The following is a 17538-nucleotide window of genomic DNA, read 5'->3' on the forward strand; positions in this document are numbered from 1 at the left end:
GGCGGGGCCGGCTCCACGGGCGGGGCCGGCTCCACGGGCGGGGCCGGCGGAGCAGGCTCCACGGGCGGGGTCTGCGGGGCGGGGCGGGCGGGCGCGCCCCGCGGAGCCACGACCACGGGCGGCGGAATGTACTTGGGCGCGAGCTCCTCGAAGGCGTCACCACCATACTTGGCGTTGACGACCGACATTACGACCGGCCACATGCGGTGCCGTGCCGTTGCAATCTGGTCTCTCCCGAAGAATTGCCGCCGCTGACTGAGCGTCCCGGTGAGGCTGACCACCGCGACCACGGTCGCTACCTTGGTACTCGCACCGCTCATCCAGGTATCTTTAGCGCCATCCGTCGTTCCGGTCTTGCCGATCATCGGCACATTCGGTTTCGTATTCGAGTTGGATTGTTGTCCGGTACCCCCGGTCATGACCCGCCGCATGGCGTAGGCCATGCCGGCGGCGACCGTTGAATCCACCGATTGCGTGCAGACCGACGGCGGCACCGGAATCTCGACCCCGCCAGGCCCGACGATGCGGTCAATGGCGATCGGCGAGCAGGTCACTCCCTTGTTGGCGATGCCGGCGAAGGCCACGGCCATGGTTAGCGGCGCGATCTCATTGGTTCCGATAACGGATGCCGCAGACTGAGACAGCGGGTTGCCGTCGGCTCGGTGTACCCCGAATGCCTCAGCCGTCTGACGAATGCCGCAGAGGTCGAGCCGCTTGGCCATTCCGATGAAGCCGGTGTTGATCGAGCCGACGGTGGCCTGCAGCGCACTGTAGTTGGCGCCGGATTCGTTGGCATCATTGCGCGGGTTCCAGGGTGGTTTCTCCTTGTCGTAATTCTGCGGGCCGAAGCAGCTGTCCTGGAAGGTGCCCCAGTTGGATTTGCGCCGGGAGTCGACCCGTTCGTTGAGGGAGTGGCCTTCCTTGAGCCACTCGGCCAGGGTGAAGACCTTGTAGGTCGATCCGGGTTGGAACCCGCTCGAGCCGCCTTCGGCATAGTCGGTGGCGTAGTTGATGCCGGTGTAGTTGGCCCCGGTCGCCTGCACGGCCGGGTCCTGGCTGTAGTCCTTGTTCTGCGTCATGGCGAGCACCCGCCCGGTGCCGACCTGCACGCTCGTGATGATCGCGCCGACATCGCCACCGGCATAGACCTTGGGAACCTGCTGGTTCATGGTGGTCACGGCCGCGTTCTGCACGTCGAGGTCTAGGGTCGTGTAGACGTCGTAGCCGCCCCGGCGAAAGTTGAGCATGCGCGTGGCCGCATCGGCGCCGAAGGTGGGGTCGGTCTGAAGAATCTTGGTCACATAATCGCAGAAGAAGGCATTGCCCACTGCGGTCTGGCAGCCGGTACTTGGTTCGGTGATGATCGGTTCGACCGGCGCGGCGATCGCGGTGTCGAAATCGGCCCGACTGAGCTTCTTGTAGCGCAGCATTTCACGCAAGATGTAGTCGCGACGTTGTTTGTTCGCGGCATATCCGTTGGCAGCACCGTTGGTCTCGCTCGCGGGCTGGTCGAGCTGAAACTTGACCGGGTTGTTCACGATTGCCACCAGGCTGGCCGCCTGCGGCAGGGTGAGTAAGGCAGCCGTCGTGTTGAAATAGTAGTTGGCGGCGGCCTCGATTCCATAAACGGTGCCGCCGAATCCGGTGATGTTGAAATACTGGCGCAGAATGTCGTGCTTGCTGTACTTCTTCTCCACCCCGATGGCCAGCCGCATCTCCTTGAGTTTGCGGTCGGGGGTGGTCTCGGTCGCTGCGGTGTAGCAGGCGTCGTGCGCGCGCTGGTCGGTGAGAAGCTCACACTTCTGCACCAGCACGTTCTTCACGTATTGCTGCGTAATGGATGACCCGCCCTGCGTGTCTCCGCCGGCCACCGTCGTCGCTGTGGCCCGCAACGTGCCCTGCAGGTCGACCCCGCCATGCTCATAGAACCGGGGATCCTCCCCCGACACCGCAGCGTCCTTGGCGAATTGGCTGATCGCATCCCAACTCACCTCGATGCGATTTTGGTCATAGAAGGAGGCGAGGAGTTCGACGGTTCCGTCGCTGCGCGTCGCCAGGATGTCGCTCTTCTGGGACAGCGGCTCGATATTCACGTAGTCGGGCAGGTTCTCGAACACCGAGATCGTGTTCGTCGCGGCCAGGCCCGAGAGCGCAACCACCGGGGTCACCGATGCGGTGACGAGCACACCGGCCGCGACGCTCATGGCCACGAAACCGAACAGGCCACCGAGCGCGCCGTGCAGTGTGCGCCGACGGGACAGAGCTGAATTGCTTGGAACCTGAGTGACCTGCACCACGTTTACTCCCAGCTGATGCCATCCAGTGCGAGAGCCAACGCCTGCGCATTGGATCGCGAGTCAAGGTCATGCTAGTCAAATGCGGGTGATCAGATGGTCAACAGTCCGTTACGAAAATGTATCGGCTTGATTCCGGTTTGCCGGTACTATCCGGTAAAGGTGCTGGAGGTGATGCATGCGAACGTTCGGCATTGAAGAGGAATTCATCTTTCTCAAACCGGCGACGCTTCAGCCAGCAAACGTGGGCGACGCGGTGCACGCGGAACTTCTCGGCCGCGCTCCGATTTCCCGGTTCGTCAGCCACGAGTTTTTGGCCTCGCAGATCGAGCGGTCGACGCCGGTCTTTGAACGCTTCGAAGAGGCATCCGCTGATCTGCTGGCATTTCGGTCGCGGCTGGCGCGGGCCGCCCTCAGCCGTGGGGTCCTGGCCGCCGGTGTCGGAGCGCCGTTCCAGACCGAGGGCTGGCCGGAAGTGACCGATGTCGAGCGGTACCACACGGTCGAGAGCGAATTTCGGGGGCTCGTACCCGATCACCTCATCAACGGGCTGCACGTGCACGTCGGCATTCCGAACCGCGAGGCCGGTGTACAGGCACTCAATCGGGTGCGCGTCTGGCTGCCCACGCTGCTCGCCCTTGCGGTGAATTCGCCGTTCTGGCGCGGCGCGGACACCGGGTTTTCGAGCTGGCGCAGCGTGCACATGCGCCGCTGGTCCACCATCGGCTGCCCGCCGCTCTTCACGGATGCCGCCGATTACGACCGCCGGATTCGCCAGCTCGTCGGCGTCGGCGGTACCTACGACCTGCGCACGATCTGGTGGAATGCGCGGCTGCCCCTGGAACATCCGACCATGGAGATTCGCGTCTGCGACGCCCAGCTCGATGCGCCGTCGACCCTGCTGCTCGCCGCCCTGACCCGTGCGCTCGTCACGACCGCCCTGCGCGACAGCGAAACGGATGTCGCCCCCATCGACATCGCGCCGGAACTGCTCGATGCCGGGCTCTGGCACGCTGCCCGCGAAGGCGTGGAGTCGAACCTGTTGAATCCCGTGTCTGGCACCCTGGAGGGTTCGACCGCCGTGACGGATGCCCTGCTGCACTACTGCGGCGACGCCATCGATGAGGTCGGCAATCGCGACCGCATCCAGACCCTGCTGGCCCGCACGCGGCGACTGGGAACCGGGGCAGAGCGTCAGCGCGCCGCCATGCGCGCCGGAGGCCAGCCGGCCCTCGCCGCTTTGCTCGAGCACGCGCTGACCGCGCACGACTGACCAAAGCTCTACCGTTATTTGAGGCCTGAAACCAGCCTGTGGAGAACTTAAACGGGATTGTAGCAATCCGGTCTACTGTGACCCCATGCGAAACCCGTTACGTCGCCGTCCCCTGCACGCCGTCGTGCCGAGCGCTGTCCTGCTGGTCTCCATCGGTCTGCTGAGCGGATGCATGGCCACTCCCGCCCCGACCGACAGCTCCGCGCCGTCTGCGGCAGCCGAACCCACCGCGACACCCCCGGTCTTCGCCTCGGACGAGGAAGCTCTCGCTGCCGCCGAGGCAACGTACTCGGCTTACCTGTCGGCGGGCGATGTCGCTGGCGAAATTGGGTCCGACTCCTGGAACAAGTACCTGGCCATGACAACAGGGACCGAGCGAGACGGAGAGGTTTCTTCACAGACAAGACTGGAGGAAAGGGGCCGTTCAATTACAGGCAGTACGACTTTCGACTCCATGACTGTCCAGACATCGTCGGCCCTCGACGACGGGACTTGGGAGGTTCGCACTTACGTCTGCTTCGACATCACGAACAGTTCGATGATCGAAGCGGATGGACAGCAAGTGGCTGATACCGGCCCCCAGCGATGGCCGATGGTGGTCCGGTTTGTCACACCACAGAAAGATTCCCAACAACTACAGATTTCGGAGTCGACAGTATGGTCCGGTTCAAATTTCTGCTAGCTTTCGGAATTTTATCCATTCTGGCTCTCAGTACTATTCCAATTTCTCCCTCGTTTGCGGATGTCGTGACTTGCTCCAGGCGCGAGATTCAAACGAGAAAATGTCCCCCCGAGCTGGTCTCGGGCGGACTCAACAATGGCCACGGCGTCGATGTATTCGCCGAAGGGTCTGCAACTTCGGACGGCACGGGGAAGGCCACTGGGTCCGGCGGCGGCGGCTCGGCGGGCAGCCTGGTACGACCGGCCATGTGCGTGAGCCACAAATCGACGACGGAACCCAGCCAATGGGTTCCCTGCAACACCGGCGGCCTCAGCGACATGGTGGAACGACACCCCCAGTTCCTACCCACCATCGCCGCACCCACTGCAGCCTGCCCACTCTGCTCCACCGCGACCATCGTCCGCATCTCCGACCTGCGGAACTTCCCCGCGCCGATCGCTCCAACAGGCATGGAACCCAACGGCTGGGCCATCGTCGGACTCGCCGCCAACTTCTGGACCGGCGCATCCACTCAAATCAGCGAAGGTCTCCTCCTCGGCCAACCCGCGCAGGTCAAGTTCACCCCGATCGGCTACCACTGGGACTTCGGCGACGGAAACACCGCCACCTCCCCGATCGGCGGCGCCAGCTGGGAAGCCCTCGGACTTCCTGAATTCACCACCACCGACACCAGCCATAAGTACACGGCCAAGGGCACCTACTCCGTCGTCCTCACCATCGAATACCACGCCGACTACAGCTTCGGCGACCAAGGCTGGCGCCCCGTCGACGGCACCATCACCATACCCTCAGCCCCATTCACCGTCATGGCCGCAAACGAAACCACCGTACTCGTCGCCGAAGACTGCCTCGCCAACCCCCACGGCCCCGGCTGCTGACGAGGTCGGGGGTCGCACTTCGGTGCCGGAGAATACGGGGCAGGTGACCCCGCGCCCCCGGGCGCTGTCCAGACACTGTTACAGTCTTCGGGAGCCAGCTGCACCGGGGTTGCGGCGATCGGTGCACTAGGGCAGCAGACGATCCCCAGCTTTCTTGGGCAACCGGGCCGCCGCCGCACGGGCAATTGCGGCAGCAGCTTCGTCGGCGACAGCATCGAAATCAACGCCGTCGATCGACTGCGAAACGGATGTTTGGGCTGCGGATCGCGCCGCTGCGGCAGCCGTCGCTGCGGACGAGGCCACCGACGTTGACGAAGGCGCAGCGGCGGCCGACGCCGACGTTGGCGCCGCCCCGGACTGCTGTGACGCAGCGCCGGTTGCGCTCGAGTGAGTCGGCGCAGCACCAGCGGTCGACGCGGATGCGCCGCTGTGGCTGGGCGTCGCCTTCCGCAAAGCGGCTCCCGCAGTGCCGCCAAGGAGCCCACCGAGCAGGTCCTTGATGCCGATTCCCATGGTGGAGCCGAGCACGGCGTCGACCTCGCTGAAGCCGGACGCGACGTTCTTGGAGAGTTGGCTGGCGCCATCCGTTGAGATGACAGTGAGCTGGTCGATGTTACCCATCGGTGCGGCCAGTTCGTGCGCGATCTGCGGGAGCATTTCGATCAGGCGCAGCTGAATAAGCGCCTCGGACTGCTGGGCGACGGCCTCGGCGGAGAGGCGCGTGGCCGTCGCTTCTGCGGTTCCTCGGGCGAGAATGGCGTCGGCCTCGGCCTGGCCCTCCGCGCGGGTAGCGTCGGCGTTGGCGACACGGCTGTCGCGATCGGCGGTGGCCTTGGCAACGGATGCCTCGGCGGCCGCGATCGCGGTGACCCGGATGCGGTAGGCGTCGGCGTCGGCGATCGCGTTGACCTCGGACTCGAGCTCGGCCTTGCGCAGGCTGGCCCGGCGCTGGGCGGTCAGTTCCTGCTCCTGCACGATGGCCTGCTGCGCCTTCGCCTCGGCGAGCGGCTTCGACGCGGCGGCCTCGGCGGACGCCTTGTCGGTGTCAAGCTGCAGCGCGGCCTTACGCAGCGCGAGCGTATTCTGCGCTTCCGCGATGGCCTGCTCGGCGGTAATCAGGGCTTCCTGCGACTCGCGGTTCGCAACGTGCTCGGCCACCTCGGCCTGGCGACGCACCTTCGCCTGCTCGGCACGACCGATGTCGCGAATGTAGTCGTTCTCATCGGTGATGCCCTTGATCTCGAAGGAGTCAACGTCGAGGCCCTGGTTGGCGAGTGATTCGCGAGCCGTGGCGAGCACCGAGGAACCGAGCTCATCGCGCTTCTGAATAACGGTCATGACGTCGGTCGCACCGATCGACGAACGCAGCGAACCGCTCAGCACCTCCTGCGCGAAGCCGTCGATGTTCTTGTCCTGCCCAAGAAATCGCTGGGCGGCGGCGCGAATCGCAGCGGGGTCGTCGCCGACCTTGACGATGGCGACGGCCTCGACGGAGAGCGTGATGCCGTTGCGGTCCTGCGCGACGGCCGTGATCTCAATCGCCCGGCTGCGCAGGCTGATCTTGAACGCCTTCTGGAAGAACGGTGTAATGAACACACCCTGGCCATGCACGACCCGCTGGCCGGATTCCTCGAGCGTGGCGCCATCGACGATGGTCTTTCGGCTCTTCTTGCCGGTGATGATCAGGGCTTCGTCGGGCCCCGCGTTCTTATAGATCGTCTTGGCGTAAATCAGGCCGATAAGCAGAACCACGACAATCGTGAAAATGATCCCGGGGATCGGGCTGAACAGAAAATCGAGCATGGGGTCCTTCCGAGGAGCCGGCGCGTACATCGTTTCCGCGATTCGGTCCGACGACCTCGGCGCAGAGCTGTTCCTCCAGTGTCGCAGGCCACAGCGATGGATGCGAAAGATGTCGACAATAAGCGGATGCCGTCGGTCACGTCGTCAACGGCACCCACCGTCTTTCGGAGTCACCGACAGGCCGCTACCCGTCGATGAAGTCGGCGGCAGCGCGCAGGAACGCGGCGGCCGCGCGGGCGCGATCCAAAGCATCCGCTTCGCGACTGGCAGCGACGCTAGCCGAGCCGGCGGTACCAGCGGATGCCGCGAGCGCGTCGGTCCCGCCCCCGGGGCTTGCGGCCGGGTCGAGCAGCGCCGTTATCGCGGCGGGGATCGTGCCAGATGCGGTGCCGGGCGGCCGATCAGTCGGTTCCGCTGCGGCAGCCACCAGCGGCGCCAGGAAGACCCGTGATTTCGCGGCCCGCGGCCCGTTGAAGTCGGGGTTCTGTCGCGGCTGACTCGAAAATGCCTCCCGGATCTTCGCCAGGAACTCGCCGTTGGTCAGCCGATTTGCACTCGGCACCACGAGCAGGCTGGCTGCCACGGTGAAATCGCCGTGACCGCCCGTCTCGTACGCCACCTCGGTCGGTTTACAGGCGCTGAACAGCACTTCCCGCGCCAAGGCCCGCTTGCCGGCCCGGGCGGGAGCCCCGCGCTTGGCCCGGTATTTCTCGCTGGTCTCCTTGTCAGGAATGACGTACCGCGCCCGACGCCCATGGGGAGCGGATGCCGTACTCAGGTCCTCCACATCGACCGGCAGCAGTTGCAACCGGCGTTGGCCGTCCCCCGAGTGACAGGAATCGAAGAAGGCGGTGAGGCTCACGCCGTCGGGCAGCTGGTCGAAGATCTCTCCGAGGTCGTCGTCGATGATCAAATTGCCCTCGCGAAAGTCAATCGGGCAGAGCGCTTCGTCGTACTTCTTCTCCTCGTTGCCGGACTCCGCCTCGTCACCGTCAAGGTCGTCCACGTAGGTGCCGTGCCCGGCGTACTGAAAGACCAGCACATCGCCCGCGACGCTGCTCGCCACCAGGTCGAGCAGTTCCAGCAGGATATTCTGCCGGGTCGCCTCCGCGTCGAGCAGTGTGCGTACCGCGAAACCAGCCGCGGTGAGCTGCGCTGCCCAGGCCTCGGCATCCGCTACGCAGCCGTAGAGGGCATCGCCGCCGGGATACGCGTTGATACCGACACAGAGTGCGTGGTGGGTTCCGGCCCGCCGGGGCGTGGCCGGGCCCGGTACCGGCCAGAGCTCGTCGCCACGGGAGCGGGTGATCGGGAATGACTGGATGCGCGAGCTGCCGGTGACCCGGCGCGCGACGCTGTCCATGGTCGGGATGTCGGTGTCGAACCCGCCATGGCTGGTCGAGGTGCTGCGGTTGGTCAAGGGGCCGCCCGTTGCTTTCGACCAGATGATGTCAGCGATGCCTCCGCTCGCGCCGGACAGCCCGAACAGTCGGCTGAGCACCGGGTCGGCGCGGAGGCACTCCTCGAGGCCCAGAACGGGCGAAAATTCTTCGGGCTCAAACGACGCCCGCACCAGGTAGAGCAGGGACTTTCCGTAGGCGCCGAGGCAAGTGTCAGCGCGCTCGAGCTTTTCGGTCATGGTGAACAGCGCGAGCAACTTCACCTCCTGGCCGCACAGAGGCACGAGTTGCTTCTCGAACACATCGGTGCGCACGGCCGGAGCCAGCAGGCTGAGCGTGTCGAAGGCCGGCACCCCGGCCTTCAAAGCGGCGGGAATAAAGAAGGAATGAAAGATTGATCCGGCACTGTGCCCAACGGCGTGCACGCTGATCGTGTCGGGGTGGGCGGTGCAGTACGCGCCGAGTGCTTCAGCGACGTAGCGGGCGCCGCCGTCCCCGGCCGATGCAGCCTCGGCCGCGCGCTTCATCTGCCCCCAGATCGCCTGCCCCTGGCCGAATCGGGCCGCGAGTTCAAGCACGCGGTCCTTGGCTTCGTCGAGCCAGCCGCGACGACCCTGCGCCCAGTCCCCCACCGCACCAGCGATGGCCCCGGCCAGGCCGGTCTCCCAGACGAAGTGAATGGGATACACGCCGTTGGACTTCCACCACTCCACCTGGGTGGCAGCGATCCGCAGCCCGGACTGCTCGCCGACCAGCCCGCCGTGGGCGTAGAACACAACGGGTACGACGCCGCCATGCTCGGCCACAAAGGCCGGCAGATGCGTCGCAAAGACGGCGTTGACATCCTTTTTACTGGTCTGGAACACTCCACTCGATGAGAATTTGCCGCCGCTGAGGTTGACCACGTGCGGGCGAAGGCGGTCGAGCTCACTTGGAGACAGCGGCGGCTGCCGTGTGGTGGGGGGCATCGGTTCGGGCATGGCACCGTTCCTCTCATTCAGTTCATGTCATCTAATTCATGCTGGAACAGGGGTGGGGCGTTGCGATTATGTCGCTCCAGCGTTACTGCTGCGTTACTTCGCCCGAAGCCTTGACAAACCACGCCGGCGGTTGCATATTGCACTCAGAAACGGATGCTGTGGGGGCCGCCATGACAACTGGTACCGACCCCGAGTCTGCTGACGCGTCGCTCGCGCAACCGAGCGATCCAGGGCTGAGCGATCCCGGGCTGAGCGACGCCGGGCAGGGTGGTCTGCAGGTCAGCCTGACCGTTCTGGCCGAGGGGCCGTTCACCACGGTCCCACCGAATCCGCCCCCGGGCGAACCCGCGCCGCTGCTCACGACCACGCTGCGGGTTCCGGTCGAACGCATCGGCCCGGGGCCGCGCAGCGCCCGGTTCGACGTGATCGTGCGAAAGCCTCGTCAGAAGCCGTTCAGTCTCGACATCGGCTCCCCGACCCCGCCGTGGATGATCGTCGACGAGAAACCGCCCGATGATCTGGCGGCCCTGCTGGAGGACAGCCGATTCCTGGCGCAGCAGGTGTACGCGGTGGCGGCATCCACTCTCGCTCTGTTTGAGTCAACACTCGGCCGGAGGATGGGCTGGGTCGGTGGCGGACGGTTGACCATCAGCGCTTACGATCCGGTGTCGTACCGACAATCCGGCTACTACCGCGACCTGGGTCTAATTCGATTCGGGCATAAACGTGACAGTCGTACGAGCAAAGCCGTGCCGCTGGCCCTCTTTCGCGATCTGGTGGCCCACGAGGTGACCCACGCCATCGTCGATGGCTACCGGCCGAAATGGGCGGATGCCAAGGCCGAGCCCGACCAACTCGCCCTGCATGAAACGTTCGCCGACCTCGTGGCGCTGCTGTCCGTGTTTTCCACCCGCACCCTGGTCGAACAAATGTTGACGTCGTCCGGCGGTGACACCCTCAACCTCGATACCCTCAGCGAGGATGTGCTTCGGAGCGACCTGTTCAGTTTGGGCGATGAGCTCTTCAAACGCGGAACCGTTCGATCGTCCCTGAGCGAGGACAGTCCGCCCGACTGGCGCACCCTGCGCGACCCGCACGCTCGCGGCGGCGCGATCGTGCAGGTACTGCTGCGCGTGGTGGTGCGACTCTGGCTGAAGCGGCTCGACTTGCCCGGAGGCCGCTCGAGCCTGTACCAGATCGCCCGCGCCGGCGCAGACGTTGGCCGTCAGGTCTTGGGCATGCTCATCCGCAGCCTGGGCTACATGGCACCGGTGGATGTGACCTGGGAAGACCTGCTGGGCGGAATCCTCGCCGCCGACATGGCGGTCGTGCCCGACGACGACCTGGAGTATCGTCCCGTCGTCACCGAAGCATTCGCCGAGCTCGGCATCAAATTGCCCCCGAACCACGACCTTTCGGGCGTTGCGACCTTCACCGGACTGCGTTACCCGATTCGGCTGGCCGCCCTCAGCTCCGACCCGGAAGAGATCGTACGTTTTCTCTGGGAGAACCCGAAATTGCTGGAGGCGGCGAAGATCGACCCCACTCGCCCCATTTCAGTGGAACGGGTGCGGCCGACACTTCGGGTTGGGCCCGACGGCTTCGTGGTGTCGGAGATCGGTGCCACCTTCACCCAGGAATTCACGTTCACCGTCGCTGAAGCGCGCAGATTCGGGCTGACCACCCAGGCGAATGTTTTCATTCGCGGTGGCGGGCAACTGCGCTTCGACGAGGGTGGTCGTCTGAGCTTCGCCGCACTCAAGCCGATTCTCGACCTGGATCGGCAGCGGGCTAAACTCGCCGCGCACGCCCTCGCTCGCCCGGCGCTGAAAGCGGCTGCCGCGCCGCCGCCCGCACCGCCACCCGCCGCCGCGCCCGCTACCCCGGCACCAGGCGTAGCCGAACTGCGTCGGCCGACCTTTCACCCCTGACCGGTCTTCTGCGCACGAGCGCGGCGTTCAGAACGCGCTGCCCCACGCCGTTGTTTTGCCGAGGTCGGGTGCCTCGAGCTGCGCGATCTGTTCGAACTTACGGGCGCGCAACTTCTTGTTGACGCGCTTGACGACGTCGGCGCGACTGGCGCCGGCCTCGCTGCGCAGCTCCTCGAGCAGAAAATGCGTGAACGCGCCGTTGTACCGACCGTCAAAGTTCGCGTCGGTCGCTTCCTGGTCGGCCTGGCATGCGGCCAGCAACACGGGCTTCGCAACGGCCGACGAGGTACGCACCAGATCGCGCAGCGTGCGGGTGTTCGCGCCCGCGACCGCTGTGCCGTCCCGGCCTAGCGGTGTCGGTGGGGGCACGAAGCGTGGACGACGGTCATCCGATAGGAGGAGTTGGTCCATCGCCCGCAGGCCGCTGCCGCTATGGCAGCTGTCGAAAATCACGTCGAGCAGCACCCCCTCGGGCAACCGGGAAAACAAGGTGTGCAGTTCGTCGTCGACGATGAGCGATTCGAGGTCCCATTGGGTGCCGACCTGACGCAGGTCACAGGTGGCGAAGGCCTCGTCGACGCCGTCAGGCTCTTCGTTATCGGTGTCGGCCACCTGCGTGCCGTGGCTCGACATGGTGAACAGAATGCGCTCCAGGTGCTCCCCCGGGGTATTCGCCCGGTCGAGCGCCTCGACCAGCGTTCCGTAAACCGCATCCCGGGTCGCGGCCTGGTCGGTCAGCAGGGTGATACTTGAGTCGGCAAATCCGAAGGCGCTCCCGAGCAATGCACTGACGTCTTCGGCATCGTTGACGCAGCCGTTCAGCCAACTGCTCATCGGCAGGTTCTCGAACCGATTGATGCCCACGCAGAGTGCCAATTGCTTCATGACGATCCGATCAAAAGGGCCGATTGCCAACGGATACCGCAGGCCAACTGTACAAATCCCAGCGTTACTGGCTGGTTACTGCCAGCTGTCGGGGGTACGCGTTGGCGGTGGCGGAGCATCCACTTTTTGGCGCGCACACGGCATTGACAACCGCCCCGGGGCTGGCCATTCTGGGCGGTAGCGGATCTCGCCTGAGGTTGCGGGTCGGCTTTGTACTTTTTCGCGGATCGAGCACTCATGGGATTTTCAGTGACACCGGGCTGGGATCTTCGCGTGCTGGGCTACTGGCAGTTGCGCTACAGCGGCGTGCCAGTCGAGGTCGGTGCCCGCCAGCAGCGGCTGCTCGCGGCCCTCGCCGTGTTGCACACCCAACCGCGGCACGTGCTGGCCGCGCTGCTCTGGCCGGATAGCTCCGAGCGTCAGTCGGCCGGCAACCTGCGAGCGAGCGTATTTCGTATTTCGCACGAACTCCCCCGATTGCTCCGCGCAACCGATCCGCTGCAGCTCGACGCGGCGGTGCGTGTGGATCTGCGCGAGGTACGCGATTTGATCACCGAGATCACCCTGACCGGCGGGTTGCCGGTGCCGCCGGAATCCGTCGATGTATTGCAGGAGGCCTACCTGTTGCCGGGCTGGTACGAGGAATGGGTGCTGGAACAGCAGGACCATCTGCTCAATCAGAGGGTGGACGCCTTGGAGTCCCTGGCCCGCTCCCATCTGCTGGCCGGCAGTTTCAGTCGCGCCCTGGGCGCGGCCCGTGCCGCTGCGGTTGTCGATCCGTTGCGGGAGAGCACCCAGCATCTGCTCGTGCGCTGCCATCTCGCCGAAGACAACTATGCCTCTGCGGTGCAGGTTTACCGCAGTTTTCGCGCCAATCTGGGCCGTGAGCTCGGCGTCGAGCCATCCGCCCATTTCGCCGCGCTGCTCGGACTGGAGCCGACCGATCTGTCCGGAGGCCTGCCCACCGGCCGCAGAGTTTTTGAGCGTTCGCTGCGACCTTCCTGATCGTTCCGTCGATGCCCGCACACTGGCCGGGGAGCGGACGGCACAGTGCTGGCGCACGACCATCGTGGCCGGATTCATCAACTCGTCAGCGTACCTCCACAGGATCTGCGGCACACAGGTGGTTCTCACCCGGGCCTCGTTTATGATCGTCCGGTGACTGAAACCGAGTTCCCCCGCCCGTTCCGCCCGCAGTCTCGCTGGGTGCGCAGCGTCGGCCTGATGATCTTCTTCAGCCGCTGGCTGCAGGCGCCCCTTTATATCGGGCTCATCATCGCGCAGATCATCTACGTGATCGTGTTCATGGTCGAGCTCATCAACCTCGGCGGCGACGTCTGGACCTCGCTGACCGTGCCAGGGGACGACGGCGGCATCCACGTCGAAGAAGCCGCGATCATGCTCTCGGTGCTCGGCCTGATCGACGTCGTCATGATCGCGAACCTGCTGATCATGGTCATTATCGGCGGCTACGAGACGTTTGTGTCCCGCATCCGTTTGGAAGGGCACCCCGACCAGCCGGAATGGCTCTCCCACGTCAATGCCAACGTGCTCAAGGTCAAGCTCGCCATGGCCATCGTCGGCATCTCGTCGATCCACCTGCTCAAGACCTTCATTGAGGTCGGCGACCTGGCCGCGCGCGGCACCCCCGTCGATAACAACCCGACCGAAACCATCACCGGCAATATCTACACCTGGGACGGCGTGCTGTGGCAGGTCATCATTCACATGGTGTTCATTCTCTCGGCGATCGCACTGGCCTGGATCGACCGGATGTCCCAGTCCGGTCACGCACCGGGCGCCGCGGTGGCCGCGGTGCACCCGATCAGCCCGGCACCGGAACCGGTCGCGGCCCTCGCCCCCGCGCCCGCGCGCCGCGAACTCGAAGGCCACCCTGCGGGAGGGACCGGAATCGCCCTTCACCTCTCCCAGCTCGGTCAGCTGCGCGAGGCCGGCGTGGTGACGGATGCCGAATTCCACGCCAAAAAGACGGAGTTGCTCGCCCGCTTCTAGCTAGAACGTCGTGAGGCCGCGGGCACGGAACTGGGCCCGCACCCGCTCCTGCAGCGCGGAATCGGGCGGCAGCACGCCGTGCAGCGGATACGGAATGGCCAGGCGATTCCACTTGTCCTCGCCCATCTGATGAACGGGCAGTACCTCGACCCGGGTGTGCGCCAGCCGCCGAAGGGCATAATGGCGCGCTTGAGCGGGGCATCCGTTTGCAGACCGACAATGATCTCGCTCGACTGGTCGATGTAGCCGGGGGCGGGCGCGGTAATCGATGCCGGGGTGGTCGGGTCGACGTCGTAGATGCCGAGCGCGCGCTCCCGGGGGAACATCTCCGTCAGCCGGGCCCAGAGCGCCAGTGTGCGATCGGTGGCGCCGGTCAGAAAGCTCGCGTCGCCGGTGAACGGCGTGTAGTTGCGCTGGATCAAATCTCGAACATCATTGCCCTGCTGCCACGGCCCGGCGGTGAAGCCAGCCCAGCCTGTGTCGTCGGTTGTCGTGGTACGCGGGTTGTGGAGGAGGGTCTAGCGAGGGGGCCAGGCCCTGTCTCGGGCCGTAAGCCCCGACTTTCTCACAGATTTTTCGAGCGGATGCCCCTAGCGCGTGAGCCCCGGAAACTGGTCGTCGCGCCATTCATTCGGCAGCCGGGTGCCGGCTTCGGCCGCGTCGGCTTCGCGCTCGCGCAGTTCGACCCGGCGGATCTTGCCGGAGATGGTCTTGGGCAGCTCGAAGAATTCCACCCGGCGCACCCGCATGTAGGCGGGCAGGCCGGTACGGGCATGCAGAAGCACGGCTTCGGCCGTTTCGGCCGTCGGCTCCCAGCCCGGGGCGAGGTGGATGTACGCCTTGGGAATGTTCAGCCGGGTGGCATCGGGCGCGGGAACCACGGCGGCTTCGGCGACCGCGGGGTGTTCGAGCAGCACGCTCTCCACCTCGAACGGCGACACCTTGTAATCGCTCGATTTGAACACGTCGTCGGTGCGGCCGATAAAGGTGAGGTAGCCGTCGGCATCGACTGTGGCGACGTCGCCGGTGTGAAAGAAACCGCCGCGAATGGCGTGCGCGGTAAGGTCGGGTTCGCCGTGGTAGCCGGTCATCAAGTTGACCGGGCTCGTCGACAGGTCGAGGCAGATCTCACCTTCCTCGGCGGGCAGTTCGGTGATCGGGTCGAGCAGCTTGATCGAGACGCCGGGCAGGGGCAGGCCCATCGACCCGGCCTTCAGCACCGATCCGGGACCGTTTCCGACGATGGCGGTGGTCTCGGTCTGGCCGAAGCCATCGCGGATGGTCAGTTTCCAGCCGTTGTCGATCTGCCGAATGACCTCGGGGTTAAGCGGTTCCCCGGCGGAGAGTAACTCGCGCAGGGCGGCCGGCCGCGGGCCGACATCCGCTTGAATGAGCATGCGCCAGACCGTCGGCGGCGCGCAAAACGTGCTGACCTTCGCTCGATGCAGCTGGGCTATGAGGGCGCTGGGAGCGAACTTGGAGTAGTTGTAGACGAATACGGTCGCCTCGGCGATCCACGGGGCAAAGAAGCAGCTCCAGGCGTGCTTGCCCCAGCCGGGCGAGCTGATGGCGAGGTGCACATCGCCGGGGCGAAGGCCCAGCCAGTACATGGTCGACAGGTGGCCGACCGGGTAGGAGGTCTGCGAGTGCAGCACCATTTTGGGCTTGCTCGTCGTACCGGAGGTGAAGTAGATCAGCGATGGGTCACCGGATGCCACGACCGTCGCGATGGGTTCCGCGGTGAGCGCGTAGGCGTCCGCGAAGTCGGCCCACCCGGGGCGCGGCGCGCCGACGCTGATGCGGGTGTAGTCGCCGGGAACATCGTCGAACTTGGCTGCATCGGACGAGTTCGCGATCACCTGGGTGACACCGCCGCGAAGCACCCGGTCGGTCAAGTCATGAGCGGCGAGCACGGCACTGGTCGGCATAATGACCGCGCCGACCTTCATAATGGCGAGCATCGCCTCCCAGATTTCGAGCTGGTTGCCGAGCATGAGCATGACGTGGTCGCCTTGCCGCACGCCCTGCCGGGCCAGCCAGGTGGCCACCTGGTCGGAGCGTTGCGCCATCTCGGCGAAACTGAACTTCTGCTCGCTGCCGTCTTCTTCGACGATCCACAAAGCGATTTTGTCGTTGCCGCGTGCGAGCACGTCGAACCAGTCGGTGGCCCAGTTGAAGTGCTCCCCCACGTCGGGCCATTCAAACTCCTGCGCGGCACGGGCATGATCGTTGCGCAGCGCCAGCAACTGGTCGCGGGCTGCCTTGTAGTTGGACGTGCTCGTGTTGAATGTGCTCGTGCTCACCTGATGGGTCATGCGACGTTGTCTCCTCCTGGCGGATGCTATTGCCCGAGCGAAACGGCAATAGTCCATTCTGACAGGACCGCGGGGTCGGGCCAGCCGCGCGATAGTCTGCGAGGGATGACATCTGCAACTCCCCTCATTTCCGCCACCGAGATTTTCGACCGGGTCGATTACCTCACGGCCGTGCGGGCCGTGCAGAGCGCGCTTGCGACCGGGCTCGACCCGGCGCAGGATTTCGCCCGGCAGGTGCTGCCCGTCGTGAACGGCCAGCTGCTGCTCATGCCCACCGAGGCCGCGGAGTTCGTCGGCATCAAAGTCGCGTCGGTCGCGCCGGGCAACCCTGCTCTCGGCCGGGAGCGCATTCAGGGCGTCTATCTCTTGCTGGATGCGGCGACGCTGACGCCGATCGCGCTGTTCGACGGGGCCGCGATCACAACCCTGCGCACCCCGGCCGTGTCGGCCGCGGCCGCCGACTACCTGGCTCCGGCCGCGGTGGAACACCTGGTGGTGTTCGGTTCGGGGCCGCAGGCCTGGGGGCATATCGAGGCGATGCGGGCCATCCGCTCGATCGACCGGGTCACGATCGTGGCCCGAGACCAGCCCCGCGCCGAGCTGTTCGCCGCCCGGGTGACCGCCAGCGGCCTGCCGGCCCGGGTCGGCAGGGCCGCTGACGTGGCAACGGCCCAGTTGATCGTCTGCGCCACCACCGCGCGTACTCCGCTGTTCGACGGCAGCCTGGTGCCCGCCGATTGCTGCGTCGTCGCCGTCGGTTCGCACGAAACGGATGCCCGTGAGCTCGACTCAGCGCTCCTCGCCCGCGCGCAGGTCGTCGTCGAGGACCTGGCCACGGCGCAGCGGGAGGCCGGCGACGTTATCATCGCGCTGGCCGAGGGTGTCATCGCCCTGAACGAGATCGTGCCGCTGCGTGACATCGTGATGGGAACCGTCGCCGTCACGGCGGAAAGTCCGCGCGTCTTCAAGAGCACCGGGATGTCCTGGGAAGACCTCGTCATTGCGACCGCCGTTTACCGGGCAGGAGCGCGCTCGGAGGCGTAGCGGGCCCGTGGTTCGCGGGTCAGGGCGTTGGCCTATCGTT

Annotated in this window: 13 protein-coding genes; 7 read left to right on the plus strand and 6 right to left on the minus strand. The window is 65.5% G+C overall.

Features of this window, described 5'->3' with window-relative positions; all coding sequences use genetic code 11:
- On the minus strand, positions 1-2297 hold a 2297-nt coding region (locus E3T31_RS04685), incomplete at its 3' end, for a transglycosylase domain-containing protein (protein WP_134467707.1).
- Between the two features lie 175 nt (positions 2298-2472).
- Between E3T31_RS04685 and E3T31_RS04690 the strand changes: the two genes are divergently transcribed.
- The 3 genes from E3T31_RS04690 to E3T31_RS04700 all read left to right on the plus strand — a co-directional run bounded on the left by E3T31_RS04690 (position 2473) and on the right by E3T31_RS04700 (position 5127).
- Positions 2473-3567, plus strand: a complete 1095-nt coding sequence (locus tag E3T31_RS04690) for a YbdK family carboxylate-amine ligase (RefSeq protein WP_134467708.1) — start codon at positions 2473-2475, stop codon at positions 3565-3567.
- 85 nt (positions 3568-3652) lie between these two features.
- Entirely contained in the window at positions 3653-4249 is a 597-nt protein-coding gene (locus E3T31_RS04695; RefSeq protein WP_134467709.1) for a hypothetical protein, read from the plus strand.
- A gap of 251 nt (positions 4250-4500) precedes the next feature.
- Positions 4501-5127 carry a PKD domain-containing protein gene (locus tag E3T31_RS04700; RefSeq protein ID WP_134467710.1) on the plus strand — a complete coding sequence of 209 codons (627 nt, stop codon included), beginning with the start codon at positions 4501-4503 and terminating at the stop codon, positions 5125-5127.
- Between the two features lie 126 nt (positions 5128-5253).
- Here the strand turns inward: E3T31_RS04700 and E3T31_RS04705 are convergent, their stop codons facing one another.
- Together E3T31_RS04705 and E3T31_RS04710 are read right to left on the minus strand one after the other, a co-directional pair.
- A complete protein-coding gene (locus E3T31_RS04705) occupies positions 5254-6930 on the minus strand; it encodes a flotillin family protein (protein WP_166788384.1) in 1677 nt (558 codons plus the stop codon).
- Between the two features lie 184 nt (positions 6931-7114).
- A complete protein-coding gene (locus E3T31_RS04710; RefSeq protein WP_206750306.1) occupies positions 7115-9298 on the minus strand; it encodes a caspase family protein in 2184 nt (727 codons plus the stop codon).
- Between the two features lie 182 nt (positions 9299-9480).
- Between E3T31_RS04710 and E3T31_RS04715 the strand changes: the two genes are divergently transcribed.
- Positions 9481-11241, plus strand: coding sequence for a hypothetical protein (locus E3T31_RS04715; RefSeq protein ID WP_134467713.1), 1761 nt, complete (start codon positions 9481-9483; stop codon positions 11239-11241).
- A 27-nt stretch (positions 11242-11268) separates the two neighbouring features.
- On the opposite strand, the gene E3T31_RS04720 is transcribed toward E3T31_RS04715, so the two are convergent.
- On the minus strand, positions 11269-12126 hold the full coding sequence (locus E3T31_RS04720) for a caspase family protein (RefSeq protein WP_134467714.1): 858 nt from the start codon (positions 12124-12126) through the stop codon (positions 11269-11271).
- A 273-nt stretch (positions 12127-12399) separates the two neighbouring features.
- Between E3T31_RS04720 and E3T31_RS04725 the strand changes: the two genes are divergently transcribed.
- Together E3T31_RS04725 and E3T31_RS04730 are read left to right on the plus strand one after the other, a co-directional pair.
- Entirely contained in the window at positions 12400-13131 is a 732-nt protein-coding gene (locus E3T31_RS04725) for a BTAD domain-containing putative transcriptional regulator (protein ID WP_166788385.1), read from the plus strand.
- A 153-nt stretch (positions 13132-13284) separates the two neighbouring features.
- Positions 13285-14139, plus strand: a complete 855-nt coding sequence (locus tag E3T31_RS04730) for a TIGR00645 family protein (protein WP_166788386.1) — start codon at positions 13285-13287, stop codon at positions 14137-14139.
- Here E3T31_RS04730 and E3T31_RS18625 read toward each other — a convergent pair.
- Together E3T31_RS18625 and E3T31_RS04740 are read right to left on the minus strand one after the other, a co-directional pair.
- Positions 14136-14561 carry a pyruvate formate lyase family protein gene (locus tag E3T31_RS18625; protein ID WP_370304291.1) on the minus strand — a complete coding sequence of 142 codons (426 nt, stop codon included), beginning with the start codon at positions 14559-14561 and terminating at the stop codon, positions 14136-14138. The genes E3T31_RS04730 and E3T31_RS18625 overlap by 4 nt on opposite strands.
- Before the next feature lie 168 nt (positions 14562-14729).
- Entirely contained in the window at positions 14730-16454 is a 1725-nt protein-coding gene (locus E3T31_RS04740) for an AMP-binding protein (RefSeq protein ID WP_134467716.1), read from the minus strand.
- A 105-nt stretch (positions 16455-16559) separates the two neighbouring features.
- Here E3T31_RS04740 and E3T31_RS04745 point away from each other — a divergent pair, with 105 nt between their 5' ends.
- Entirely contained in the window at positions 16560-17498 is a 939-nt protein-coding gene (locus E3T31_RS04745; protein ID WP_134467717.1) for an ornithine cyclodeaminase family protein, read from the plus strand.
- Positions 17499-17538: the final 40 nt, after the last annotated feature.

Origin of the sequence: Cryobacterium sp. TMS1-13-1 (assembly GCF_004403125.1) — a bacterium.
In the GTDB taxonomy this organism is placed as follows: Bacteria; Actinomycetota; Actinomycetes; order Actinomycetales; family Microbacteriaceae; genus Cryobacterium; species Cryobacterium levicorallinum.

Excerpts from the sequence above, each read along its gene's own strand:
- E3T31_RS04690 (WP_134467708.1), top strand. The coding sequence starts at position 2,473 with ATGCGAACGTTCGGCATTGAAGAGGAATTCATCTTTCTCAAACCGGCG.
- E3T31_RS04695 (WP_134467709.1), top strand. The coding sequence starts at position 3,653 with ATGCGAAACCCGTTACGTCGCCGTCCCCTGCACGCCGTCGTGCCGAGC.
- E3T31_RS04705 (WP_166788384.1), bottom strand. The coding sequence starts at position 6,930 with ATGCTCGATTTTCTGTTCAGCCCGATCCCCGGGATCATTTTCACGATT.
- E3T31_RS04710 (WP_206750306.1), bottom strand. The coding sequence starts at position 9,298 with ATGCCCCCCACCACACGGCAGCCGCCGCTGTCTCCAAGTGAGCTCGAC.
- E3T31_RS04715 (WP_134467713.1), top strand. The coding sequence starts at position 9,481 with ATGACAACTGGTACCGACCCCGAGTCTGCTGACGCGTCGCTCGCGCAA.
- E3T31_RS04720 (WP_134467714.1), bottom strand. The coding sequence starts at position 12,126 with ATGAAGCAATTGGCACTCTGCGTGGGCATCAATCGGTTCGAGAACCTG.
- E3T31_RS04740 (WP_134467716.1), bottom strand. The coding sequence starts at position 16,454 with ATGACCCATCAGGTGAGCACGAGCACATTCAACACGAGCACGTCCAAC.
- E3T31_RS04745 (WP_134467717.1), top strand. The coding sequence starts at position 16,560 with ATGACATCTGCAACTCCCCTCATTTCCGCCACCGAGATTTTCGACCGG.